The organism is Massilia sp. Root133, assembly GCF_001426525.1.
GTDB classification, from domain to species: domain Bacteria; phylum Pseudomonadota; class Gammaproteobacteria; order Burkholderiales; family Burkholderiaceae_D; genus Telluria; species Telluria orientalis.
Window position 1 is genome coordinate 167,754 of record NZ_LMEW01000002.1, and the last position, 22,504, is coordinate 190,257.

General features: G+C 64.8%; 22 protein-coding genes and 1 riboswitch. Of the genes, 13 read left to right on the forward strand and 9 right to left on the reverse strand.

The genetic code is table 11. The annotated features are described in order from the left end of the window. Positions 1-29 precede the first annotated feature (29 nt). Positions 30-1,148: a succinylglutamate desuccinylase/aspartoacylase family protein gene (locus tag ASD28_RS03480; RefSeq protein WP_056124046.1), complete on the reverse strand. Its 1,119-nt coding sequence runs from the start codon at positions 1,146-1,148 to the stop codon at positions 30-32. A 139-nt stretch (positions 1,149-1,287) separates the two neighbouring features. On the opposite strand from ASD28_RS03480, the gene trmB reads away from it, so the two are divergent. After that, on the forward strand, positions 1,288-1,968 hold the full coding sequence (gene trmB / locus ASD28_RS03485) for a tRNA (guanosine(46)-N7)-methyltransferase TrmB (RefSeq protein ID WP_056124198.1): 681 nt from the start codon (positions 1,288-1,290) through the stop codon (positions 1,966-1,968). Between the two features lie 6 nt (positions 1,969-1,974). Here the strand turns inward: trmB and recQ are convergent, their stop codons facing one another. The 3 genes from recQ to ASD28_RS03500 form a co-directional block, all read right to left on the reverse strand. Next, complete coding sequence (gene recQ, locus ASD28_RS03490) at positions 1,975-3,795, reverse strand: DNA helicase RecQ (protein WP_056124049.1); 1,821 nt, start codon at positions 3,793-3,795, stop codon at positions 1,975-1,977. Between the two features lie 22 nt (positions 3,796-3,817). Continuing rightward, positions 3,818-4,651, reverse strand: a complete 834-nt coding sequence (locus tag ASD28_RS03495) for an undecaprenyl-diphosphate phosphatase (protein WP_056124050.1) — start codon at positions 4,649-4,651, stop codon at positions 3,818-3,820. Positions 4,652-4,760: 109 nt separating this feature from the next. Beyond that, complete coding sequence (locus ASD28_RS03500; RefSeq protein ID WP_082577469.1) at positions 4,761-5,033, reverse strand: YkgJ family cysteine cluster protein; 273 nt, start codon at positions 5,031-5,033, stop codon at positions 4,761-4,763. A 117-nt stretch (positions 5,034-5,150) separates the two neighbouring features. Here ASD28_RS03500 and ASD28_RS03505 point away from each other — a divergent pair, with 117 nt between their 5' ends. From ASD28_RS03505 to ASD28_RS03525, 5 genes are all read left to right on the forward strand, one after another. After that, complete coding sequence (locus ASD28_RS03505) at positions 5,151-5,798, forward strand: TetR/AcrR family transcriptional regulator (RefSeq protein ID WP_056124054.1); 648 nt, start codon at positions 5,151-5,153, stop codon at positions 5,796-5,798. A 164-nt stretch (positions 5,799-5,962) separates the two neighbouring features. Further along, complete coding sequence (locus ASD28_RS03510; RefSeq protein WP_056124056.1) at positions 5,963-6,616, forward strand: protein-L-isoaspartate O-methyltransferase; 654 nt, start codon at positions 5,963-5,965, stop codon at positions 6,614-6,616. A gap of 14 nt (positions 6,617-6,630) precedes the next feature. Further along, positions 6,631-6,954, forward strand: coding sequence for a rhodanese-like domain-containing protein (locus tag ASD28_RS03515; RefSeq protein ID WP_056124058.1), 324 nt, complete (start codon positions 6,631-6,633; stop codon positions 6,952-6,954). A 41-nt stretch (positions 6,955-6,995) separates the two neighbouring features. Beyond that, positions 6,996-8,315 (forward strand): TolC family outer membrane protein, encoded by a 1,320-nt coding sequence (locus ASD28_RS03520; RefSeq protein WP_056124060.1) that lies wholly within the window; start codon positions 6,996-6,998, stop codon positions 8,313-8,315. Positions 8,316-8,516: 201 nt separating this feature from the next. After that, complete coding sequence (locus tag ASD28_RS03525) at positions 8,517-9,707, forward strand: HAF repeat-containing protein (RefSeq protein WP_056124063.1); 1,191 nt, start codon at positions 8,517-8,519, stop codon at positions 9,705-9,707. A 6-nt stretch (positions 9,708-9,713) separates the two neighbouring features. On the opposite strand, the gene ribB is transcribed toward ASD28_RS03525, so the two are convergent. The 5 genes from ribB to ASD28_RS03550 all read right to left on the reverse strand — a co-directional run bounded on the left by ribB (position 9,714) and on the right by ASD28_RS03550 (position 13,241). Then, positions 9,714-10,370, reverse strand: a complete 657-nt coding sequence (gene ribB, locus ASD28_RS03530; protein WP_056124066.1) for a 3,4-dihydroxy-2-butanone-4-phosphate synthase — start codon at positions 10,368-10,370, stop codon at positions 9,714-9,716. Positions 10,371-10,484: 114 nt separating this feature from the next. Further along, positions 10,485-10,628, reverse strand: a riboswitch (FMN riboswitch). A 53-nt stretch (positions 10,629-10,681) separates the two neighbouring features. Then, on the reverse strand, positions 10,682-11,095 hold the full coding sequence (gene gloA, locus ASD28_RS03535; protein ID WP_056124069.1) for a lactoylglutathione lyase: 414 nt from the start codon (positions 11,093-11,095) through the stop codon (positions 10,682-10,684). 90 nt (positions 11,096-11,185) lie between these two features. Beyond that, complete coding sequence (locus tag ASD28_RS03540; RefSeq protein WP_200948931.1) at positions 11,186-11,614, reverse strand: OsmC family protein; 429 nt, start codon at positions 11,612-11,614, stop codon at positions 11,186-11,188. Continuing rightward, positions 11,611-12,933 (reverse strand): sorbosone dehydrogenase family protein, encoded by a 1,323-nt coding sequence (locus ASD28_RS03545; protein WP_056124072.1) that lies wholly within the window; start codon positions 12,931-12,933, stop codon positions 11,611-11,613. The genes ASD28_RS03540 and ASD28_RS03545 overlap by 4 nt, the downstream gene beginning before the upstream one ends. Beyond that, entirely contained in the window at positions 12,930-13,241 is a 312-nt protein-coding gene (locus ASD28_RS03550) for a hypothetical protein (protein ID WP_056124075.1), read from the reverse strand. Before ASD28_RS03550 ends, ASD28_RS03545 begins: the two co-directional genes overlap by 4 nt. Before the next feature lie 228 nt (positions 13,242-13,469). Between ASD28_RS03550 and ASD28_RS03555 the strand changes: the two genes are divergently transcribed. The 7 genes from ASD28_RS03555 to dnaJ all read left to right on the forward strand — a co-directional run bounded on the left by ASD28_RS03555 (position 13,470) and on the right by dnaJ (position 22,457). Next, positions 13,470-14,273 carry a DUF3667 domain-containing protein gene (locus ASD28_RS03555; RefSeq protein ID WP_229412205.1) on the forward strand — a complete coding sequence of 268 codons (804 nt, stop codon included), beginning with the start codon at positions 13,470-13,472 and terminating at the stop codon, positions 14,271-14,273. A gap of 144 nt (positions 14,274-14,417) precedes the next feature. After that, entirely contained in the window at positions 14,418-15,320 is a 903-nt protein-coding gene (locus ASD28_RS03560) for an NAD kinase (protein WP_056124081.1), read from the forward strand. A gap of 31 nt (positions 15,321-15,351) precedes the next feature. Continuing rightward, on the forward strand, positions 15,352-17,016 hold the full coding sequence (gene recN, locus ASD28_RS03565) for a DNA repair protein RecN (protein WP_056124083.1): 1,665 nt from the start codon (positions 15,352-15,354) through the stop codon (positions 17,014-17,016). A gap of 8 nt (positions 17,017-17,024) precedes the next feature. Next, on the forward strand, positions 17,025-18,128 hold the full coding sequence (gene hemH, locus ASD28_RS03570; protein ID WP_056124086.1) for a ferrochelatase: 1,104 nt from the start codon (positions 17,025-17,027) through the stop codon (positions 18,126-18,128). Positions 18,129-18,488: 360 nt separating this feature from the next. Further along, positions 18,489-19,040 carry a nucleotide exchange factor GrpE gene (gene grpE, locus ASD28_RS03575; protein WP_036239235.1) on the forward strand — a complete coding sequence of 184 codons (552 nt, stop codon included), beginning with the start codon at positions 18,489-18,491 and terminating at the stop codon, positions 19,038-19,040. Between the two features lie 92 nt (positions 19,041-19,132). Further along, positions 19,133-21,073 carry a molecular chaperone DnaK gene (gene dnaK, locus ASD28_RS03580; RefSeq protein WP_056124089.1) on the forward strand — a complete coding sequence of 647 codons (1,941 nt, stop codon included), beginning with the start codon at positions 19,133-19,135 and terminating at the stop codon, positions 21,071-21,073. Between the two features lie 259 nt (positions 21,074-21,332). Further along, positions 21,333-22,457 (forward strand): molecular chaperone DnaJ, encoded by a 1,125-nt coding sequence (gene dnaJ / locus ASD28_RS03585; protein ID WP_056124093.1) that lies wholly within the window; start codon positions 21,333-21,335, stop codon positions 22,455-22,457. The last annotated feature ends 47 nt before the right edge of the window (positions 22,458-22,504 follow it).

Sequence of the window (22,504 nt, forward strand, 5' to 3'; positions counted from 1 at the left end):
TGGATTCCCGCGTGCGCGGGAATGACGGTTCAGGCGCCCAACAGACTCCCCGTCCGCCAGGCCTCCGCCCCCGCGATCTTACAGACGTGCATCCCGCGCAGCAGATGCCGATGCGCCGTGCTGGCGAACAGCACGCCCGACTGCGTGGGCCGCAGGGTCGTCGTCCTGCCGCTGACCGGATCGACGATGTCGGCGACGGCATCGCCCGCCTGCACCTGGTCGCCCAGTTTTTTCAGGAACACGAGCACCCCCGCATGTGGCGCGTGCAGCGGTTCCACGCCTTCCAGTGGCGTCGGTTCGCACAGCGGCGCCGGCAGCGGCGCGACGGGCAGGTCGACGACGCCTTCGCGCGCCAGGTACTGCAGCAGCGCGTGCGCGTCCCGTTCGGCCAGGTCGTAGCGCACGTCGTTCTCGCCGCGCAGCTCGACTGTCACGCCCACGCAGCCGGAGGGGATCGGGAAGCGGTCGCCGAAGTGTTCCGCCAGTTCCCACCACACGCGGCTGCACGCTTCGTCGAACGGCTCGCCGCCGGATTCCGTCGCCAGCAGCACGGCGTGCGCGCCCATCAGCGCGGCCAGCGGTTTTACCCGCCCGGCGAGCGGCGTGCCCGTGTACATGTGCAGCACAGCCTCGTTGTCGCAGTGGAGGTCGAGCATGATGTCGGCGTCGATCGCCATGCCCAGCAGCGTCTTCTTGAGCTCTTCCGTCGCGCTCGATGGCAGCCATGCGGCCACCTCGCGGCGCGCGTGCTCGCGCACGAGGGCCGCGTTGGCGGCGGGATCCGCGCCGAGCTTGTCCTGCAGCGACGCCTTCAACGCCGCGGCCACGTGCCGGTACGAGCGGTTGAAATTGGTGCCGGTAGCGAGGTCGAAACGCCCGAACGGCGCGCCGTGGATCACCTGCGACAGCCCGATCGGATTCGCGGCCGGCACCAGGATGATTTCGCCGGTGACCTTGTTCTCCGCATCCAGCCGGTCGAGCTCACGGCGCAGCACGTGCGCGACGAGCATCGCGGGCACCTCGTCCGCGTGCAGCGAGGCCTGGATGTAGACCTTCCTGCCGCTGCCTGGCGTACCGTAGTGGAAGGAGGTCAGGCGGTAGGCGGCGACGTTGTCTTCGGTGGCGATCGGGTGGGTCTGCTGGCGCATCGGTGGCTCCTGGTTGCAACAGATGCATTATGTCCGAGATCGCGGCCGGAAAGCGCCGGGTTATAATGGCGCCCGTTTTTTCCTCATTCTTTCATTCCCCATGTCCGCCGATACGCCTACCAACGAGCAGGGCCGCCCGATGCTCTATGACCCGACCGACCGCCGCATCCGCAGTTTCGTCACCCGCGCCGGCCGCCTGTCGACCGGCCAGGCGCGCGCGCTGGAAGCGTATGGTCCGCATTACCTGATCGAGTACCGCAAGGCCCAATTCGATTTCCACGCCCCGTTCGGCCGCACCGCGCCGCTGATCCTGGAGATCGGCTTCGGCATGGGCGACACGACGGCGCACATCGCGAAGGCGATGCCGGACAAGGATTTCGTCGGTGTCGAAGTGCACACGCCGGGCGTGGGCAGCCTGCTGAAACTGGCCGGCGAACAGGACATCCAGAACCTGCGCCTCATCCAGCACGATGCCGTCGAGGTACTGAACAACATGATCGCCGACGGTTCGCTGGCGGGCGTGCACATCTTCTTCCCCGACCCGTGGCACAAGGCGCGCCACAACAAGCGCCGCCTGATCCAGCCGCCGTTCGTGCAACTGCTGTGCCAGAAGCTGGCGCAGGGCGGTTACATCCATTGCGCGACGGACTGGGAAGATTACGCGGTGCAGATGCTGGAAGTGCTGGGCAACGAGCCGGCGCTGCAGAACACGGCCGAGGGCTATGCGGAAAAGCCGTCGTACCGGCCGCTGACCAAGTTCGAGAACCGCGGCCTGAAACTGGGCCACGGTGTGTGGGACCTGGTGTTCACGAAGAAGTAACGGGGTTCAGACCATCTCGCTGATGATCCCGACGATCTCGTCGCCGTAGGACGTCAGCTTCTTCTCGCCGACGCCCGAGACGCCGCGCAACTGGTCGAGCGACACCGGCTTGACCTTGGCGATCTCGCGCAGGGTGGCGTCCTGGAACACGACGTACGCGGGCACGCCGTGCGCGCGCGCCGTCTCCACGCGCCACCAGCGCAGCTTGTCGAAGATCGCCTGTTCCGATGTCGACAGCTCGACTTCCTCGTAGCTGCCGCGCGGCGTCGACGTGCGCTTGGGTTTCACGGGCTTCTGGTACTGGCGCAGCTGCACTTTCTGCTCGCCTTTCAGCACGGGCCGCGCCGCTTCCGTCAACTTGAGTGAACTGAACGCGTCGTGGTCGACGGTGACGAGGCCGAGGGCGATCGTCTGGCGCACGATGGCGCGCCATTCCTGCTCGCCGCGCTCGGCGCCCACGCCGAACACGGTCAGCTTGTCGTGGTGCCACTGGACGATGCGCTCGGAGCTCACGCCGCGCAGCACGTCGATCACGTGGCCGGCCGCGAAGCGCTGGTCGACGCGGTAGATGGCCGACAGCAGCTTTTGCACGGGCACGGTCGCGTCGAACGACGTCGGCGGAATGAGGCAGGTGTCGCAGTTGCCGCACGGGCCGGAGCGCTCGCCGAAGTATTCGAGCAGGCGCATGCGCCGGCAGCTGAGCGTCTCGCACAGGCCCAGCATCGCGTCGAGCTTCGACGACAGCACGCGCTTGAAATTCTCGTCGGCCTCGGACTCGTCGATCATCCGGCGCTGCAGCACGACGTCCTGCAAACCGTAGGCCATCCAGGCATTGGACGGCAGGCCGTCGCGGCCCGCGCGGCCCGTTTCCTGGTAATAGCCTTCCAGCGATTTCGGCAGGTCGAGGTGGCAGACGAAGCGCACGTCCGGCTTGTCGATGCCCATGCCGAACGCGATGGTCGCCACCATCACGATGTTGTCTTCACGCAGGAAGCGCGCCTGGTTGTCGGCCCGCAGCGAGTACTCCATGCCCGCGTGGTAGGGCAGGGCGCGGATGCCGTTCTCGTTCAGAAATTCCGCCGTCTCCTCGACCTTCTTTCGCGACAGGCAGTAGACGATACCCGAGTCGCCCGGGTGTTCCGCCGAGATGAAGTCGAGCAGCTGCTTGCGGCCGTTCGTTTTTTCGACGATGGAATAGCGGATGTTCGGACGGTCGAATGACGACACGAACTGCCGCGCCTCTTCCAGCTGCAGGCGCTGGGCGATTTCCGCGCGCGTGAGCTGGTCGGCCGTCGCCGTCAGTGCGATGCGCGGCACGTGCGGGAAGCGCTCGTGCAGGATCGACAGGCGGATGTATTCGGGCCGGAAGTCGTGGCCCCATTGCGACACGCAGTGCGCCTCGTCGATGGCGAACAGCGAGATGTGCGCGGACTCGAACAATTCCAGGCAGCGCGGCGTCATCAGGCGCTCGGGCGCCACGTAGACGAGGTCCAGCTCGCCGGTGCGCACCATGCGTTCGATGCGCAGGGTCTCTTCGAACGTCTGCGTCGAGTTCAGGAACGCGGCGCGCACGCCCACTTCGGCCAGCGCGTCGACCTGGTCCTGCATCAGCGCGATCAGCGGGGAGACGACGACGCCGACGCCGTCGCGCACCAGCGCGGGAATCTGGTAGCACAGCGATTTGCCGCCGCCCGTGGGCATCAGCACGAGCGCATCGCCGCCGGACGCCACGTGCTCGACGATGTCGGCCTGCTGACCGCGGAAGGCGGGGTAGCCGAAGACCGTCTGCAGGATCTGCAGCGCGCGTTGCTCGATGTCGCTCGTCATGATGGTACTTGCTGCTCTCGAATTATTCGGCCCAGACCACCCAGCCGAAATGGGCGGTGATCAACACGACCACACCGAATACGATACGGTACCAGGCGAAGCCCGTGAAGTCGTGCGTGCTGATGAAGCGCAACAGCCAACGTACGCACAGGAAGGCGGAAATGAACGCCGCCACGCCGCCGATCAGGAACAGCGGCAGGTCGGACGCGTGCAGGTCGTGGCGCGCCTTGAAGACGGAATACACGGTCGCGGCCAGCAGCGTGGGAATCGCGAGGAAGAACGAGAATTCGGTGGCGGCCGTGCGCGACAGGCCGAACAGCATGCCGCCGATGATCGTCGCACCCGAACGGCTCGTGCCCGGGATCAGCGCGAAACACTGGGCGCAGCCGACCTTGAACGCGTCGACGACGGTCATGTCGTCCACGGTCTGGACGCGGTGCGCGCCCGGCAGCACCTTGTGGCGGCGCTCCGCCCACAGGATCACGAACGCGCCGACGATGAACGCCAGGGCCACGGGCACCGGCGCGAACAGGTGCGCCTTGATCGCCTTGCTGAACAGGAAGCCCAGCACGGCCGCCGGCAGGAACGCGACGATCAGGTTGACGACAAGCTTTTGCTGGCGCGGATCGGACGTGATGCCACCCAGCACGGCGCCGATGCGCGCACGGTATTCCCACATCACGGCCAGGATCGCGCCGGCCTGGATAGCGATTTCGAACACCTGGGCCACTTCGCCCGTGAAATTGATCAGACTACCGGCCAGGATCAGGTGTCCGGTGGACGAGATCGGCAGGAATTCGGTGAAGCCCTCGACGAGGCCCATGATGATCGCTTTCAGGGCGAGAATGATATCCATTGGTGTGTGCGGTTCGGTAGGGTTGGGGACGCGTGCGCGGTAGATATTGCGCGGGCCGCAAGCTTACCATGAGGAAGGGGGCTGCCGTCGAGTTACCGTGCAGGCAATGTCAGGCCGTCAAGCGCTCCAATTCGGCCAGGAAGAACATCGCCTGCTCGCGCGTGTCGCCGCACATCTCGCGCGATGGCGGCAGGCTGCCGCAGACGCGGGGGCGGTCCGGCTGCCCGAAAATCCTGCAGCCGTTGTGCTCGTCCAACTGCATGCAGCGCACGCCAGCAGGCTTGCCGTTTGGCATGCCTGGAATCGGGGACGTGATCGACGGCGCGATGCAGCAGGCGCCGCAGCCGGGGCGGCAGGAAACAGGAGAAGGCGGGATATGCATGTAAAGACCGGGGACGGGCAAGCAGACAGTATACTACTGGTGACGGCCACCGTTCTTGACTGGCCAAATCCCCAGGTCTATATTTGCTGACTCAACAGTTAGTTGTCGGACAGAAGCATGCCATGCCCTTTTGACACCAAGCCGCGCTGGGAGCGCCGTAAGGACGCGCGGCCCCAGGAGTTGCTCGAGGCGGCCATCGACCTGTTCGTCGAGCGTGGCTACGCCGCCACACGCCTGGAAGACGTCGCGCGCCGCGCCGGCGTGTCGAAGGGCACCTTGTACCTGTATTACGAGAACAAGGAAGAACTGTTCAAGGCCGTCGTGCGCAGCAATATCGTGCCCGTGATCGGCGAGGCGGAGGCGTCCGTCGCCGAATTCGATGGCCACAGCGCCGACCTGCTGCGCCAGCTGATCCACTCCTGGTGGCAGCGGCTGGGCGCGACCAAGGCCTCCGGCATCATCAAGCTCGTCATGGCGGAAGCGGACAATTTTCCGGAACTGGCCCGTTTTTACCAGGAAGAAGTCATCGCCCGCGGCACCAAGGCGATGGCGTCGATGCTCGAACGGGGCATCGCGCGCGGCGAATTCCGCAAGATCGACGTCAATACGATGACCCAGGTGCTCGTCGCCCCGATGCTCACCCTGATCATCTGGAAGCATTCGGTCGGCCCGTGCCCGCGCGCGGAGCTGGAGCCGCTGGCCTTCCTCGACACCTTCCTCGACATGGCGCTGCATGGCCTGCTGCCGGCCGCGCCTCCCGTTTGACCCCGTTTTCCTACGTCAAGACGCTGTTTTCCGGGGTTCATGCCCCGGAAACTGCAGACTGTCGCAATTTCCGCTGGCACTCAGCCCCATGTCGTTAAGATATGTTTGCTGAAGCCGTTCAACGATAAAATATCGGATTATTTATTTTCCCACCGAGTCTAAAGATGAATATCGAACAAGCCCGCTTCAACATGATCGAACAGCAGATCCGTCCGTGGAACGTGCTGGACCAGGATGTGCTCGACCTGCTGCACGTCGTCAAGCGCGAACAGTTCGTGCCGGCGGCGTACCAGAACCTGGCGTTCGCCGACGTCGAGATCCCGCTGCCGGGCGGTGACGCCATGCTGGCGCCCAAGTTCGAGGCGCGCATCCTGCAGGAAACCGGTGTGAAGAAGCACGAGACCGTGCTGGAAATCGGTACGGGTTCGGGTTACATGGCCGCCCTGCTGGCGCACCGCGCCGCCAAGGTGACCACCGTGGAAATCAATCCGGAAACGGCGGAACTGGCCAAGAAGAACCTGGCCAATGCCGGCGTGCACAACGTGACCGTCGAAGTCGGCAACGGCGCCCAGGGCTGGGAAAAAGGTGCGCCGTACGACGTGATCGTGATTTCGGGCGCGCTGGAAGTGTTGCCGGAAGCGATCCTGAAGCAGGTGAAGGTGGGCGGCCGCATCGCCGCGATCGTCGGCCAGGCACCGGTGATGGAAGCGGCCATCATCACCCGTACCGGGGACAACGCGTACAGCACGGTCAAGGTGTTCGAGACCAACGTGCGCTACCTGACGGGCGCCCCGGTGCCGTCGCACTTCCAGTTCTGAGAGGCGACAGACGCATGCAGCACATTACCGCCCCCGAGTTGGCCGCCTGGCTGGCCGACTCGTCGCGTCCGCAGCCGCTGCTGCTCGACGTTCGGGAAAACTGGGAATTCGAGACCTGCCATATCGAAGGCTCGACCCAGATTCCGATGAACCTGATTCCGATCCGCGTGAGCGAGCTGGACGACGGCCAGGACATCGTCTGCGTGTGCCACCACGGCGCACGCAGCATGCAGGTGGCCGCCTTCCTGGAGCGCAACGGATTCAGCAACATTACCAACCTTACAGGCGGGATACACGCCTGGGCCGTGCAGGTCGACCCTTCGATGCCGAAGTATTGACTCTGCGTCCTTAACTATTGATGACTCCGACGGAGAAAGTAATGCAGAAGCCCCTCATCGCCGTACTGTTGGCCAGCGCGTTTTCGCTCAATGCCCAGGCGGCCGATCTGATCCAGGTGTACCAGCAGGCATTGGCGAACGACGCCACGTATGCCAGCGCCCGCGCGTCCGCCGCGGCGGGTCGCGAACGTATCACCCAGGGGCGAGCCGGCCTGCTGCCGACCGTCGGCATCAATGGCGATATCACGAAGAACAATACCGACATCACGCCGTGGAACAACGTACCGTCCCCCGGCAGCAACCTGCGCACCAACGAAATCCAGGTGACCCTGCAGCAGCCGCTGTTCCACTGGGACCGCTGGCAAACCTACCAGCAGAGCAAGCTGTCGCAAGCCATTTCCGAAGCACAGTTCGCCCAGGCCCAGCAGGACCTGATCACGCGCGTCGCGCAAGCGTATTTCGATGTGCTGGCCGCCCAGGACACGCTGGAATCCACGCGCGCGCAAAAAGTCGCCGTGACCGAGCAGCTGGCTTCCGCCAAGCGCAACTTCGAAGTCGGCACGCAGACCATCACCGACACCCATGAAGCCCAGGCCGCATACGACCTCGTGGTGTCTCAGGAAATTGCTGCCGTCAACGATCTGGAAACCAAGAAGACGGCGCTGCAAGCCATCATCGGCACACCGCCGTCCACGCTGGCGACCTTGCGCACGGGCGTGTCCCTGACGGCGCCGCAGCCGATCAACGTCGACCAGTGGGTGTCCGCCGCCGAGAACCAGAACTACGCCGTGACCGTGGCCCAGCTGCAATTGGAATCGGCCAAGCGCGACATCTCGAAGAACCGCGCCGGCCACTATCCGACCGTGGACCTCGTCGCATCGTCGCTGCACCGCGACGTCAATGGCCAGACGACCTCGTCGGGCAAGACCAACAACAACTCCATCGGCATCCAGTACAGCATCCCGATCTTCAGCGGCTTCGCCGTGACGAGCAAGGTGCGCGAATCGATCGCGCTGGAAGACAAGGCCCGCAACGACCTGGAAGCGAACCGCCGCAACGCCGCGCTGGTGGCGCGCCAGTCCTTCCTCGGCGTGAACAGCGGCCTCGCGCAAGTGAAGGCGCTGGAAGCGGCCGAAGTGTCGAGCAATTCCGCGCTGGAATCGAACAAGCTCGGTTACCAGGTCGGCGTGCGTATCAACATCGACGTGCTGAACGCGCAGCGCCAGCTGTACCAGACCCGCACCGACCTGGCCCGCGCGCGCTACAACACGATCCTGGCCGGCCTGAAGCTGAAAGCCGCGGCGGGTTCGCTGCGCGAGGAAGACCTGCAGCCCATCAACGCGTTGCTGCAACAGCCTTGAACACCGGGGTCAGAGCCCGAATTTTGGCAATTTCCTGAAAACGGGCTCTGACCCCGGTTTGAAAAGACGGCGCTCGATGCGCCGTTTTTTATTGCCCTTCGAAATCTCGCTTGAGACGCCCCAAGCAAGCTCCTCATTCATCGAACTCGCGCGACACGCACTCCTACACTCAAGCGTGAACCATTCGAAAGCGAGGTCGCCATGTTCACGTTCTCCCGCGCATCCGCATCCGCCGCTGCGCTCGCATTCACACTGACGCTGACCGCCTGTGGCGGTGGCCACCATCACGGCAATCCGGGCGGGCCCGGGCCTGGTCCCGGTGACACGGGACCTGCCTACGACGTCATCCCGATCGGCCTGCCGGGCATCGCGTATGGCGAGGTCACGCGCCGCGGCATCGCGAACGGCGGCATCGTCGCCGGCACGTCGCGCGGCGCGGACGGTGTCGCGCACGCATTCCTCTACGACGGCAGCAAGACGATCGGGCTGGGCACGCTTGGCGGCGATTCCTCGCAGGCGATGGCTGTGAACGCCTGCGGCCATGTGACGGGCTGGTCCACGACAAAGGCCGGCATCGTGCACGCCTTCCTGTACGACGGCACCATGCATGACCTGGGCACGCTCGGCGGCAGCGATGCCGAAGGCACCGTGATCACCCATTGCGGCCAGATCACGGGCTGGTCGGCGACGGCCGCCGGGCAGACCCACGCGTTCCTGTACGACGGCAAGAAGCTGAACGACCTTGGTTCGCTCGGCGGCAATTCGTTCGGAAACGGGCTGAACAACCTGGGCGTGGTCGTGGGCTATTCTTACGGCCCGGGCAACGCCTGGTTCCATGCCTTCCTGTACGACAGCCGCACGGGTGGACCGTTGGTCGATCTCGGCTCGCCGGTCGGCAATTCCGTCGCCGTCGACATCAACGATGCCGGCCAGGTCACGGGCTGGTTCCGCAACGGCGAGGGGCCGATCGGGGCGTTCCTGTACGAGCTGGGCAAGATCCGCGACATCGGCACGCTCGGCGGCGCCGGCGCGGAAGCCGTTGCGATCAATGGTGCGGGCCTCGTCGTCGGCATGTCCGCAACCGCCGACGGCAGCAACCGCGGCTTCGTCTACGACGGCACGACCATGACGAGCATCGGCGCTCTCCCGGGCGGCAATTTCTCGACCGCGGAGGCGATCAATGCGAGCGGCCTCGTCGTCGGTGCGTCCGCGACAGACACCGAGGCGCATGCCGTGTCCTGGACCCGCAGGGACGGCCTCGTCGACCTGAACGACCGACTCCATGCGCCGCCGGCCGGCCTCGTGCTCGTGCACGCGCTGGCGGTGGCCGACGACGGCTACATCGTCGCGCGCACCAACCAGGGCCTGGCGCTGCTCAAGCCCAGGAAGTGAGACGGCTTACGCGGCTTGCTGCTCGTTGCGCGACCGCCAGGCGATCAGCTCGGCGATGGTGAGGATCGGAAAGCCGCGTTCGCGCGCGAAGCGTTCGATGGCGTCGCCGCGCATCATCGTGCCGTCCTCGTTCATCAGCTCGCACAACACGGCCGCCGGCTGCAGGCCGGCCAGCACGGCCAGGTCGACGGAACCTTCCGTGTGGCCCTTGCGGCCCAGCACGCCGGCCGGGTTGGCGCGCAGCGGGAACACGTGGCCCGGACGCACGAGGTCGGACGGCTTCGCATCCGGCGCGATGGCAGCGCGGATCGTCGTCACGCGGTCCGCCGCGGACACGCCCGTGGTCACGCCGTCGCGCGCTTCGATCGAGACCGTGAACGGCGTGCCGTAGCGGCTGCCGTTGTCCGCCGCCATCGGCGGCAGGTCGAGCGCGCGGACCTTGTCGGCCGGCAGGCACAGGCACACGATGCCGCTGCATTCGCGGATCATCAGCGCCATCGTTTCGACGGTCAGTTTTTCGGCGGCGACGATCAGGTCCGCTTCGTTCTCGCGGTCGAAATCGTCGAGCAGGATCACCGGAACGCCGGCGCGCGTGGCATCGAGGGCGGCGGCGATGCGGCCGTCGAGATCCTCGCTATACAGAGTAAAAGTTTGGGTGGTCATTGAGACGCTCCTCGCAAAAAATTGGCACACAAAGGTGCAAAGCGAAAAACGCATCAGGGCAAAGCGAAACGACGCGCACGCCCATGCCTGGCGGCACAGCGTACACATGATGACGCACATCTTCTTTCATCCGGACTATACCGTCGGCCCTGGCTTCTCACCAGGTCTGCTGACCCTGCAACCGCAGGCGCTCGCGGGCTCGGCCATCGTGATGGCCATACCGCCGGTGGGGAATTTCACCCCGCCCCGAAGACGTAGTTAAATTGTCGCCCGTCGCGAAACGGGCGCGGTGATTGTAGCAGGGTGGGTGATTAGCTGCCGAGGCCGCCGCCGCCGGCATTGTCGGCGCGCTCGATCAGTTCGACCTTGTAGCCGTCCGGATCGGTGATGAAGGCGATCACGGTCGTGCCGCCCTTGACCGGGCCCGGCTCGCGCGTGATGTTGCCGCCGGCCGCGCGGACCTGGTCGCAGGTTTTATAAATGTCGTCGGCCGAGATCGCGATGTGGCCGTAGGCCGAGCCCATGTCGTACTTGTCGACGCCCCAGTTATAGGTCAGCTCGAGTTCCGCATGGTCCGGATTGTTGCCGTAGCCGACGAAGGCCAGCGTGTATTTGTATTCCGGATTTTCGCTCGTGCGCAGCAGTTTCATGCCGAGCACCTTGGTGTAGAAATCGATGGAGCGCTGCAGGTCGCCGACGCGAAGCATGGTGTGCAGGAGGCGCATTGTTGTCCTTGTTGGTTCGTGGGGGAAAACGGGAATTTTATGCGCTCGTGCGGATTCGTGCAGGCGTGCCGCGCGCGGCACGCCGTGTGCTTACGCTTGCAGTTTCGCGTCCAGCGTGATGTTGGCATTGAACAGCTTCGAGACCGGACACCCTTCCTTGGCCTTGCGCGCCGCTTCCTGGAACGCTTCCTCGCTCGCGCCGGGAATCGTGGCGACGAGATCCAGGTGCACGGCCGGGATCGCGAAGCCGCCGTCGGCCTTGTCGAGCGACACGGTGGCCGTCGTCTCCAGCTTCTGCGCCGTCATGCCGGCTTCGCCCAGCTGGGCGGACAAGGCCATCGTGAAGCAGCCGGCGTGCGCGGCCGCCAGCAGTTCTTCCGGATTCGTGCCCGCGCCATTTTCGAAGCGCGTGTTGAAGCCGTATTGTGCCTGGTCGAGGACGCCGCTCTGCGTGGACACGGTGCCCTTGCCATCTTTCAGTCCGCCGCTCCAGACGGCGCTTCCCTTACGTTTGATCATTGTTTTGCTCCCTGGTTGGTGGCGGCCGGAGTGATCCGCCAGACGATGTTGCCGACGTCATCCGCCAGCAGGATGGCGCCGGTCCGGTCGACCGCGACCCCGACCGGGCGCCCGTACGCGTGCTCGTCCTTGCCGAGGAAGCCCGTCAGGACATCCTGCGGCGGACCGCTCGGCCTGCCGTCGGTGAACGGCACGAACACGAGCTTGTAGCCGGAATACGGCTTGCGGTTCCACGAGCCGTGCTGGCCGATCAGCGCGCCGTTCTTGAACTGCGGCAGCAGCTCGCCGTCGTAGAACGCCAGGCCCAGCGAGGCCGTGTGCGCGCCCAGCGCGTAATCCGGCGGGATCGCCTTCGCGACGAGGCCGGGGTTCTGCGGCTTGACGCGCGTGTCGACGTGCTGGCCGTAATAGCTGTACGGCCAGCCGTAGAACGCGCCGTCCTTCACGGCCGTCATGTAGTCCGGTACGAGGTCGTTGCCCAGTTCGTCGCGCTCGTTGACGACGGTCCACAAGGCCTTCGTCTGCGGCTGGAAGTCCATGCCGTTCGGATTGCGCAGGCCGCTCGCGTAGATGCGCGACTGGCCGCTGGCGAGGTCGTATTCCCAAATGGCGGCACGGCCCTTTTCGATCTCCATGCCGTTCTCGGCCACGTTGCTGTTCGAGCCGACCGTGATGTACAGCTTCTTGCCGTCGGGCGCGGCGACGACATTCTTCGTCCAGTGGTGGTTGATTCCCGCGGGGAGGTCGAGCACCTTGGTGCCCTTGGCCGTGATGCTCGTCTCGCCCGATTTGTACGGGAATTTCCGCAGCGCGTCGGCATTCGCGACATACAGGTCGTTGCCGACGAGGGTCATGCCGAACGGCGACGTCAGGCCCTGCATGAACGTGGTCTTCGTATCGGCCGTGCCGTCCGGCTTGAAGCCGCGCAGCAGGATGATCTTGTCGGGCGACTCGACGCCGGCGCCCGCCTTCTTCTGCGCCAGTCCCTGCACCTTGGCGCGTATGCCTTTTTCCTTGGGCGCATTGCCGGGCTTGTTACTCTCGGCGACGAGCACGTCGCCGTTCGGCAGCACGTACAGCCAGCGCGGATGGTCGAGGCCGGTCGCATACGCGGTGACGGCCAGGCCGGCGGCCGGCGTCGGGCGCGTGCCTTGCGGCCATGCATCCGCCTCGGCGATGTTGATGGTCGGTATCAGCGACCTTTCGGGTGCCGGCAGGGCCGGATTCGGTCCCCAGCCGACGGGATACTGCTGGGCGTGCGCCATGCCGGCGCCCAGCAGAGGAAGGATCAGGAGCGCAAGCCTGGCACGTGCTGTCATCGGTTCTGCCCTCCGTCCGGAATGGTCGAATCGTGGTCGCGCATGTCGCGATGACGGTCGGGCTGCGGGTTGGCCTGACCGGTGGCGTCCGGTGCCGGGTTCACGGCTTCGCTGGCGCCCGGGGTCGCGCGCGCATCGGTGTCGACGAGGCCCTGCTCGAGATCTTCCGCCGCCTGCTTCATGATGCCGCGCGGCCGGACGCCTTGCCCGTCGGGCGATTCGTCGCGCTCGTGCGGTTCGCGCTTGTAGCTCTGTTCCTCGATCTTCCGGTCGGTGTTCACGACGCGGTCTTTTTCTTCCTGCACCATAGCAACCTCCTTCGATTCAATTGATTAAATCCTAATCCTTCGAATCGAAGGCGGTCGCGCAATTGGATGATGCTTTTTTGCAATGAACTGTTTAACATGCTGGTTGATATGACAAATGGTACGAACGTCGTGAACACGCCAGCCCATCTCCATCACACCGCCAGTGACTGCCCGAACTGCAACGCCGTCGTTTCCGGTAATTTCTGTCACGAATGTGGCCAGGAAACGGTGCTGCATCCGCCCAGCACGCGCGAGTTCCTGCACGAGTTCATCGGCCATTACGTCGCGCTGGAAGGCAAGCTTTGGAAGTCACTGCTGCTCCTTTTGTTCCGTCCGGGGCAGTTGACTTTGGAGTACATCAATGGCCGCCGCGTGCGCTACATCCAGCCGCTGCGCCTGTACCTGACGTTCAGCCTGATCTTCTTCGCCGTCGCGAAATACGGCGGCCACGACCAGGTCCCGGCTCCCGCCGGGCAGGGACATGCGCCGGTTGCCGCACACGGCCAGGCGGACAAGCAGGGCGGGCTGATGCGCGAAGACGCGCCGGGTGAAATCGCCGAGGGCACGGTCGACCTGCGCAAGAGCATCGGCAGCGTCAACGCGCACTGGGGCGAGCAGGCGGACCGGTTCGCGAGGATGGCGCCGGCGGAGCGGGACAAGGTGATGCGGACGGCCTTCGGCAGCTACGTGCCGTATGCCGTCTTCCTGATGATGCCGCTGTTCGCGCTGTACCTCAAGATCCTGTACCTCGGATCGGGACGGCGCTACGGCGAACACCTGCTGTTCGCGCTGCACGTGAATGCGTTCGCTTTCCTGGCGCTGACCCTGCTGATGGTGGTCCCGGATATCGTTGGCATCGTCTCCTTCGTGCTGTGGGCGTGGCTCCTGCTCTACACGCCCGTTGCGATGCGGCGCGTGTACGGCGGCTCGCGCCTGGTGACCGGCGTGCGCTGGCTCGTGCTGATGGCGCTGCATGTGACCGGGGTCGGGGTGGCGATCGGTGCCGCGTTCGCATTCGGCATCCTGCATTGAAGCGGGCTCGACTGTCCGCTTGCCGGAAGTCCATCCGCCCAACTATACTGTGCGTTTGTACAGTATTTGCTGAGTTGCGATAGTGCAGAAGCCGGGCGAATCGGTTAATCTTCTGTCTCCCTAACACCTGCTGCCGAGAGTCGTATGTCCGTGACGCCTGAACCGCAACAAACCATCGCGCTCGTCGTACGGCACAACACGGCCGGGATCGACGAGCCCGTGCAGGCCATCGTCGACTTCCTGCAGGGGGCCGGCTACCGCGTCGTGTTCGAGCAGGAAACGGCGGGGCACGTGAAGGTCGCCGGCGTGGCCGCCATGACCATCGACGAGATCGGCGCGCACTGCGGCACCGCCATCGTCGTCGGCGGCGACGGCACGATGCTCGGCATCGCCCGCCAGCTCGCGCGCTACCGCGTGCCGCTCATCGGCATCAACCAGGGCCGCCTGGGCTTCATGACCGACATCCCCATCGACCGCATGCTGCCCGCGCTGGGCGACATCCTCAGCGGCAAGGCCAAGACCGAGGAACGCTCGCTGCTGGAGGCGCGCGTCGTGCGCGACGGCGTCGAGATCCACTGCTCCGTCGCCGTCAACGACGTCGTCGTCGCGCGCGGCACGGGTGCCGGCATGGCCGAGCTGAAGGTCACGGTGGACGGCACGTTCATGTACAACCAGCGCTCGGACGGCCTGATCGTCTCGACGCCCACCGGTTCCACGGCGTACGCGCTGTCGGCCGGCGGCCCGCTGCTGCACCCCACGCTGGCCGGCATCGTCCTGGTGCCGATCGCGCCGCATGCGCTGTCCAACCGCCCGATCGTCGTGCCGAACACGAGCGACATCGTCGTCGAGATCATCAACGGCCGCGACATCAGCGTGAATTTCGACATGCAGACCTTCACGAGCCTGCAGCACGGCGACCAGATCATGATCTCGCGCTCGCCCAACACCATCACCTTCCTGCATCCGGAAGGGTGGAGCTACTACCACACCCTGCGCGAGAAGCTGCACTGGAACGAATATCCGTCCGGTGACGGCAAGCTCAAATAAATCCAGCATCCATCAGGAGACCTGTTTCTTCATGTTGCGCACACTGACCATCCGCGACTTCGTCATCGTCGACACGATCGAGCTCGAGTTCTCGAACGGCTTCACGGTGTTCACCGGCGAGACCGGCGCCGGCAAGTCGATCCTGATCGACGCGCTCCAGCTCGCGCTCGGCGGCCGCGGTGAGGCAAGCATGGTGCGCGAAGGCGCGGCCAAGGCCGACATCAGCGCCGACTTCGCGCTGACCCAGGCCGCGAGCATCTGGCTGGAACAGAACGAGTTCGAAACCGACGAGGGCGGCGCGCTGCTGCGCCGCGTGATCGACAACGCCGGCCGCTCCAAGTCGTATATCAACGGCATCGCGGCAACGGCCAGCCAGCTGCGCGAACTCGGCGAGCTGCTCGTCGACATCCACGGCCAGCACGCGCACCAGTCCTTGTTGAAACTCGATGCCCAGCGCGCGCTGCTCGACAACCAGGTCGCCGTGCGCGACCCGGGTGCGACTGCGCAGGTGCAGGAAGTCGCGAGCGCGTATAAAGCGTGGAAGGCGCTGGCGCGCCAGCGCGAGGAATTCGAGACCAACGCGAAAAACGTGCTGCTGGAACGCGAGCGCCTCGAGTGGCAGGTCGGCGAGCTCGATAAACTCGCGGTGAAGCCGGGCGAGTGGGCCGAGATCACGAATGAACACAGCCGCCTGTCGCATGCCGCGAGCCTGATCGAAGGCGCGCAGGAAGCGCTGAATGCGCTGTCGGAATCGGAGCAGCCGATCCTGTCGCAGCTGTCGTCGCTGAACCTGAAACTGTCGAAGCTGGCCGGCGTCGACGCGGACCTGCAGGCCGTGCTCGACTGCATGGAGCCGGCGCGCATCCAGCTGCAGGAAGCCGTGTACGCGCTGAACACCTACGTCGACAAGGTCGAGCTCGATCCGGACCGCCTGTCGCAGGTCGATGCGCGCATGGACGCCATCCACAGCACGGCCCGCAAGTTCCGCGTGACGCCGGAGGAGCTGCCGGAGGAGCACGCGACCCTGAAGGCCAAGCTGCAGCAGCTGGCCGACGCGAGCGACGTCGACGGCCTGCGCAAGCAGGAAGACAAAGCGAAAGCCGTCTACCTGGCGGCCGCGCAGAAGCTGTCCGCGACGCGCGCGCAGGCGGCGCAGCGCCTGTCGTCGCAGGTATCGGAAGCGATGCAGGAACTGTCGATGAGCGGCGGCCGCTTCGTCGTCGCGCTGAACCCGTGCGAGCCGGCCGTGTACGGCTGCGAGCAGGTCGAGTTCCTCGTGGCCGGTCACGCCGGCGTCGCGCCGCGGCCGCTGGCCAAGGTGGCGTCGGGCGGCGAACTGGCGCGCATCTCGCTGGCCATCTCCGTCATCACGGCGAACGCGACGACGGTGCCGACCTTGATCTTCGACGAGGTCGACACGGGCATCGGCGGCGGCGTGGCGGAAGTCGTCGGCCGGTTGCTGAAACGCCTGGGCCAGAGCAGGCAAGTGCTGTGCGTTACGCACCTGCCGCAGGTCGCGAGCCAGGCGAACCAGCACTTCCAGGTGGCCAAGGGCACGACGGATGGCGGCAAGACCGTGTCGCGCATCGACGTGCTCGACAACAAGGCCCGCGTGGAAGAGGTGGCGCGCATGTTGGGCGGCATCGAGATCACCGAGACCACGCGCAAGCATGCGCGCGAACTGCTGGCATCCTGAGGTCCTTCATGCCCTTCAATAAAGAACCGGTGTACCAGCACGGTACCATCGCGAAGAGTGCCATCGTCCTCGTCAACCTCGGCACGCCCGACGCGCCGACGCGGCCCGCGGTGCGGCGCTACCTGAAGCAGTTCCTGTCCGACCCGCGCGTCGTGGAAATCCCGCGCGCCGTGTGGAATTTGATCCTGCACCTGGCGATCCTGCCGTTCCGCTCGGGGCAGTCGGCGAAAAAATACGCGACGATCTGGAGCCGCGAAGGCTCGCCGCTGAAGGTGTACACGGAGCGGCAGGCGAACAAGCTCCAGGCGCTGCTCGAACAGCGCGGCCACCACGACGTCGAGGTGGCGATGGCGATGCGCTACGGCTCGCCCGCGCTGCCGGACGTGCTGGACGAACTGAAAGCACGCGGCGTCGAGCGCATCGTCGTGCTGCCCGCGTACCCGCAATATTCCGGCACGACGACCGCGTCGATCTGGGACGCCGTCTTCGACCACTACAAGAAGGTGCGCAACATCCCCGAACTGCGCCTCGTGAAGCACTACCACGACCACGAGGGCTATATCGATGCGCTGGCCGCGTCCGTGGAGACGTACTGGGAGACGCACGGCCGCGGCGAGAAGCTGGTGATGAGTTTCCACGGCGTGCCCAAGCGCACGCTGCTGCTGGGCGACCCGTACCACTGCGAATGCCACCGGACGGCGCGCCTGCTGGCGGCGCGCCTGCGCCTGGCGCCGGACCAGTACATGGTGACGTTCCAGTCGCGCTTCGGCAAGGCCGAGTGGCTGCAGCCCTACACGGCGCCGACCGTGCAGCAGCTGGCGCGGGACGGCGTCAAGCGGATCGACGTCCTGTGCCCCGGTTTTACGAGCGACTGCCTGGAGACGCTGGAAGAGATCAACATGGAAGTCCGTCACGACTTCGAATCGAACGGCGGCCAGGAATATCGCTACATTCCCTGCCTGAACGATAACCCGGCCTGGATCGTCGGCATGGCCGAGATCGCCGAGCAGCACCTGATCGGCTGGCCGACGATGCTCACGCCCGCGCAACGCGAGGCGCAGCGCAAGGATGCGGACATCGCGCGCGAGCACGCGGTGAAACTAGGGGCATAAGCGCCGTCGCCCGACGGCGAGATGCTAGAATGCCACGTTTTGCGGCGCCGACCCGAGCTCCGCCAGGCAGATCGCAGCCAGCGCAAGCAGGGTGTAGATGAGCACGGCGCCGCTGATCAGATGCAGTTTCATGGTCTTTCCCATCGGGTCGGTGGATGTCTTGACGACACGATAGTAGAACGGCTAGCTGTCGATGGTGACTACGAGCAAGTAAATCTTGTAACAAAAGAATACGCACGTCTGCATATTGTTTCTTCAATTCCCCTTGAAAATGTAGGCGAATGCCCAATATGCGGCGCTGTGTGACTGCAACAGTCGTCCAACCAATCAGCCAAGTCCTTGATTTCAGGAGTTTTTTCGATGCAAGACCAAGAAAACCAAGAGGTGAGCAATCAGCCGGAAGCCGCCGATGCGGCTGCAGCCGCGGCAGCGCAGGCCGCACCGGCCAACGAGCCCGGCCTCGAAGAACAGCTGAGCGCCACCGAGGCCAAGCTGGCCGAGATGCACGATGCCTTCATGCGTGCCAAGGCCGAGGCGGACAATATCCGCCGCCGTGCCCAGGAAGATGTGAGCAAGGCCCACAAGTTCGCCATCGAAAGCTTCGCGGAGGCCATGGTGCCCGTGCGCGACAGCCTCGAGATGGCGCTGAAAGTCGAAGCGCCGACGGTCGAATCGATCAAGGAAGGCGTCGAGATGACCCTGAAGCAGCTCACCGCCGCGTTCGAAAAGAACCGCCTGGTCGAAGTGATGCCGCAGCCGGGCGACAAGCTCGACCCGAACAAGCACCAGGCCGTGGCCGTGGTGCCGTCCGACCAGGAAGCGAACACCGTGGTGGCCGTCCTGCAGAAGGGTTACATGATCGCCGACCGCCTGCTGCGCCCGGCCATCGTGACCGCCGCCGCACCGAAATAATGTCGCGACAGAGGTGAATAACCTCTTGAAACTTAGCGACATTTCCCAATATTCGACACATCTGAAAACTGAGTACTAAAAAGGAAAATATTATGGGCAGAATCATCGGTATCGACCTGGGCACCACCAACTCCTGCGTGGCGATCATGGAAAATGGTCAGCCCAAGGTCATCGAAAACGCGGAAGGCGCCCGTACTACGCCTTCGATCATCGCTTATCAGGAAGATGGCGAGATCCTGGTCGGCGCGCCGGCGAAACGCCAGGCCGTCACCAACCCGAAGAACACCCTGTTCGCGGTCAAGCGCCTGATCGGCCGTAAATTCGACGAGAAGGAAGTCCAGAAGGACATCAGCCTGATGCCGTACACGATCACGAAGGCCGACAACGGCGACGCGTGGGTCGGTGTGCGCGACAAGAAACTGGCGCCGCCGCAGATCTCGGCCGAAGTGCTGCGCAAGATGAAGAAGACCGCCGAAGACTACCTCGGCGAAGAAGTGACGGAAGCCGTCATCACGGTCCCGGCGTACTTCAACGACTCGCAGCGCCAGGCGACCAAGGACGCCGGCCGCATCGCGGGCCTGGACGTCAAGCGCATCATCAACGAGCCGACCGCGGCCGCGCTGGCATTCGGCCTGGACAAGACCGACAAGGGCGACCGCAAGATCGCCGTGTATGACCTCGGCGGCGGTACGTTCGACGTGTCGATCATCGAGATCGCCGACGTGGATGGCGAGAAGCAGTTCGAAGTGCTGTCGACCAACGGCGACACGTTCCTGGGCGGCGAAGACTTCGACCAGCGCATCATCGATTACATCATCGACGAGTTCAAGAAGATCAACGGCCTCGACCTGTCGAAGGATCCGATCGCCCTGCAGCGCATCAAGGCTTCGGCCGAGCGCGCGAAGATCGAACTGTCGTCGTCGCAGCAGACCGAGATCAACGAGCCGTACATCGCGATGGCGAACGGCGCGCCGGTCCACCTGAACCTCAAGATCACCCGCGCCAAGCTGGAAGCGCTGGTCGAGGAACTGATCGCCAAGACCATCGAACCGTGCCGCGTCGCGATCAAGGATGCGGGCGTGAAGGTCTCGGACATCGACGACATCATCCTGGTCGGCGGCATGACCCGTATGCCGAAGGTGCAGGAAAAGGTCAAGGAGTTCTTCGGCAAGGATCCGCGCAAGGACGTGAACCCGGACGAGGCCGTCGCTGTCGGCGCCGCCATCCAGGGCTCCGTGCTGGCCGGCGACCGCAAAGACCTGCTGCTGCTGGACGTGACCCCGCTGTCGCTGGGTATCGAAACCCTGGGCGGCGTGATGACCAAGATGATCCAGAAGAACACCACGATCCCGACCAAGTTCTCGCAGGTGTTCTCGACCGCCGACGACAACCAGCCGGCCGTGACCATCAAGGTTTATCAAGGTGAACGCGAGATCGCCGCCGGCAACAAGGGCCTGGGCGAGTTCAACCTGGAAGGCATCCCGCCGGCACCGCGCGGCACGCCGCAGATCGAAGTGACCTTCGACATCGACGCCAACGGCATCCTGCACGTGGGCGCGAAGGACAAGGCCACCGGTAAAGAAAACAAGATCACCATCAAGGCCAACTCGGGTCTGTCGGAAGACGAGATCCAGAAGATGGTGAAGGACGCCGAGCTGAACGCGGAAGAAGACAAGAAGGTCAAGGAACTGGCCGAGTCGCGCAACCAGGCCGACGCGCTGGTGCACTCGACCCGCAAGTCCCTGACCGAGTACGGCGACAAGCTGGACGCCGGCGAGAAGGAAAAGATCGAAGCCGCGATCACCGACCTGGAAGGTTCGATCAAGTCGGGCGACAAGGCCGAGATCGACGCCAAGGTGGCTGCGCTGTCGACCGCCGCGCAGAAGCTGGGCGAGAAGATGTACGCCGACATGCAGGCCCAGCAGGGCGCCGCGGGCGCACAGGCTGGCGGCCAGCAGCCGGGTGCCGAGTCGGCCAAGCAGGAAGACGACGTCGTCGACGCCGACTTCAAGGAAGTCAAGGACGCCAAGTAAGGACGTCCTGGCGGGGCGGACCTGATGCAAGGCCCGCCCCGCCGCCGCAACCCCGAGCCGAAGCGACCTCATGGTGCCCGGCTCGTTTTTTTGTGGTGTGTCCAACATCAGCGGGAGCGATTCGGCCGTTGTTTTTACGGCCGAGTCGCGCAAGCCCGACATGCTCACTGTATACTCGTATCCTTTTGGGCTGTGCGTTCGCAGGTGTCTGCCTGGTCCGCCACAGTTCTTTTGTAGATAGACAGCAAGGTGCCGACAAATGGCAAAGCGTGATTTTTACGAGATCCTCGGCGTCGCGAAGACCGCTTCGGAAGACGAGATCAAGAAGGCCTATCGCAAGCTTGCGATGAAGTACCATCCGGACCGCAATCCCGACAACAAGGAAGCGGAAGAGAAGTTCAAGGAGGTCAAGGAAGCCTACGAGATGCTGACCAATCCGGAAAAGCGCGAGGCTTATGACCGCTATGGTCACGCTGGCGTCGATCCGAACGGCGGCATGGGCGGCGGCTTCGGTGCCGGCGGCTTCGGCGATGCGTTCGGCGACATCTTCGGCGACATCTTCGGCGGCGGCGGCCGTGGCCGCAGCTCGGGCCCGCAGGTGTACCGCGGCGCCGACCTGCGCTACAACCTGGAAATTTCGCTGGAACAGGCAGCCGCCGGCTTCGACACGACGATCCGCGTGCCGAGCTGGGACAAGTGCGACACCTGCCACGGCAGCGGCGCCAAGCCGGGCACGTCGCCCGTCACCTGCACGACCTGCCACGGCCACGGCCAGGTGCGCATGCAGCAGGGCTTCTTCTCGATCCAGCAGACCTGCCCGAAGTGCCACGGCAGCGGCAAGATCATCCCGGAACCGTGCGCATCCTGCGGCGGCGCCGGACGCATCAAGCGCAACAAGACGCTGGAAGTGAAGATCCCGGCGGGTATCGACAGCGGCATGCGCATCCGCTCGACCGGCAACGGCGAGCCGGGTACGAACGGCGGGCCGCCGGGCGACTTGTATGTCGAGATCCACATCAAGCCGCATACCGTGTTCCAGCGCGAAGGCGACGACCTGCATTGCGAAATGCCGATCTCGTTCAGCAAGGCTGCACTGGGCGGCGAGATCGAGGTGCCCACGCTGGGCGGCAAGGTCTCGTTCACGATCCCCGAAGGCACCCAGACCGGAAAGACCTTCCGCCTCAAGGGCAAGGGCATCAAGGGCGTGCGCTCGGGTTACTCGGGCGACCTGTTCTGTCACGTCGTGGTCGAGACGCCCGTCAAGCTCACCGAGAAGCAGAAGGACCTGCTGCGTGAATTCGATCGTCTGACGGTCGAGGGTGGCGCGAAGCACAGCCCGCAGAGCAAGGGCTGGATGGACAAGGTAAAGGACTTCTTCGAGTAAGATGTCGGATGGACCGCCGGGTGCGCGAGCCCCGGCGGTTTTTTTTG

Coding starts and splice junctions, on each gene's coding strand:
- ASD28_RS03480 (WP_056124046.1), bottom strand. CDS start 1,148: ATGCGCCAGCAGACCCACCCGATCGCCACCGAAGACAACGTCGCCGCC.
- trmB (WP_056124198.1), top strand. CDS start 1,288: ATGCTCTATGACCCGACCGACCGCCGCATCCGCAGTTTCGTCACCCGC.
- recQ (WP_056124049.1), bottom strand. CDS start 3,795: ATGACGAGCGACATCGAGCAACGCGCGCTGCAGATCCTGCAGACGGTC.
- ASD28_RS03495 (WP_056124050.1), bottom strand. CDS start 4,651: ATGGATATCATTCTCGCCCTGAAAGCGATCATCATGGGCCTCGTCGAG.
- ASD28_RS03500 (WP_082577469.1), bottom strand. CDS start 5,033: ATGCATATCCCGCCTTCTCCTGTTTCCTGCCGCCCCGGCTGCGGCGCC.
- ASD28_RS03505 (WP_056124054.1), top strand. CDS start 5,151: ATGCCATGCCCTTTTGACACCAAGCCGCGCTGGGAGCGCCGTAAGGAC.
- ASD28_RS03510 (WP_056124056.1), top strand. CDS start 5,963: ATGAATATCGAACAAGCCCGCTTCAACATGATCGAACAGCAGATCCGT.
- ASD28_RS03515 (WP_056124058.1), top strand. CDS start 6,631: ATGCAGCACATTACCGCCCCCGAGTTGGCCGCCTGGCTGGCCGACTCG.
- ASD28_RS03520 (WP_056124060.1), top strand. CDS start 6,996: ATGCAGAAGCCCCTCATCGCCGTACTGTTGGCCAGCGCGTTTTCGCTC.
- ASD28_RS03525 (WP_056124063.1), top strand. CDS start 8,517: ATGTTCACGTTCTCCCGCGCATCCGCATCCGCCGCTGCGCTCGCATTC.
- ribB (WP_056124066.1), bottom strand. CDS start 10,370: ATGACCACCCAAACTTTTACTCTGTATAGCGAGGATCTCGACGGCCGC.
- gloA (WP_056124069.1), bottom strand. CDS start 11,095: ATGCGCCTCCTGCACACCATGCTTCGCGTCGGCGACCTGCAGCGCTCC.
- ASD28_RS03540 (WP_200948931.1), bottom strand. CDS start 11,614: ATGATCAAACGTAAGGGAAGCGCCGTCTGGAGCGGCGGACTGAAAGAT.
- ASD28_RS03545 (WP_056124072.1), bottom strand. CDS start 12,933: ATGACAGCACGTGCCAGGCTTGCGCTCCTGATCCTTCCTCTGCTGGGC.
- ASD28_RS03550 (WP_056124075.1), bottom strand. CDS start 13,241: ATGGTGCAGGAAGAAAAAGACCGCGTCGTGAACACCGACCGGAAGATC.
- ASD28_RS03560 (WP_056124081.1), top strand. CDS start 14,418: ATGTCCGTGACGCCTGAACCGCAACAAACCATCGCGCTCGTCGTACGG.
- recN (WP_056124083.1), top strand. CDS start 15,352: ATGTTGCGCACACTGACCATCCGCGACTTCGTCATCGTCGACACGATC.
- hemH (WP_056124086.1), top strand. CDS start 17,025: ATGCCCTTCAATAAAGAACCGGTGTACCAGCACGGTACCATCGCGAAG.
- grpE (WP_036239235.1), top strand. CDS start 18,489: ATGCAAGACCAAGAAAACCAAGAGGTGAGCAATCAGCCGGAAGCCGCC.
- dnaK (WP_056124089.1), top strand. CDS start 19,133: ATGGGCAGAATCATCGGTATCGACCTGGGCACCACCAACTCCTGCGTG.
- dnaJ (WP_056124093.1), top strand. CDS start 21,333: ATGGCAAAGCGTGATTTTTACGAGATCCTCGGCGTCGCGAAGACCGCT.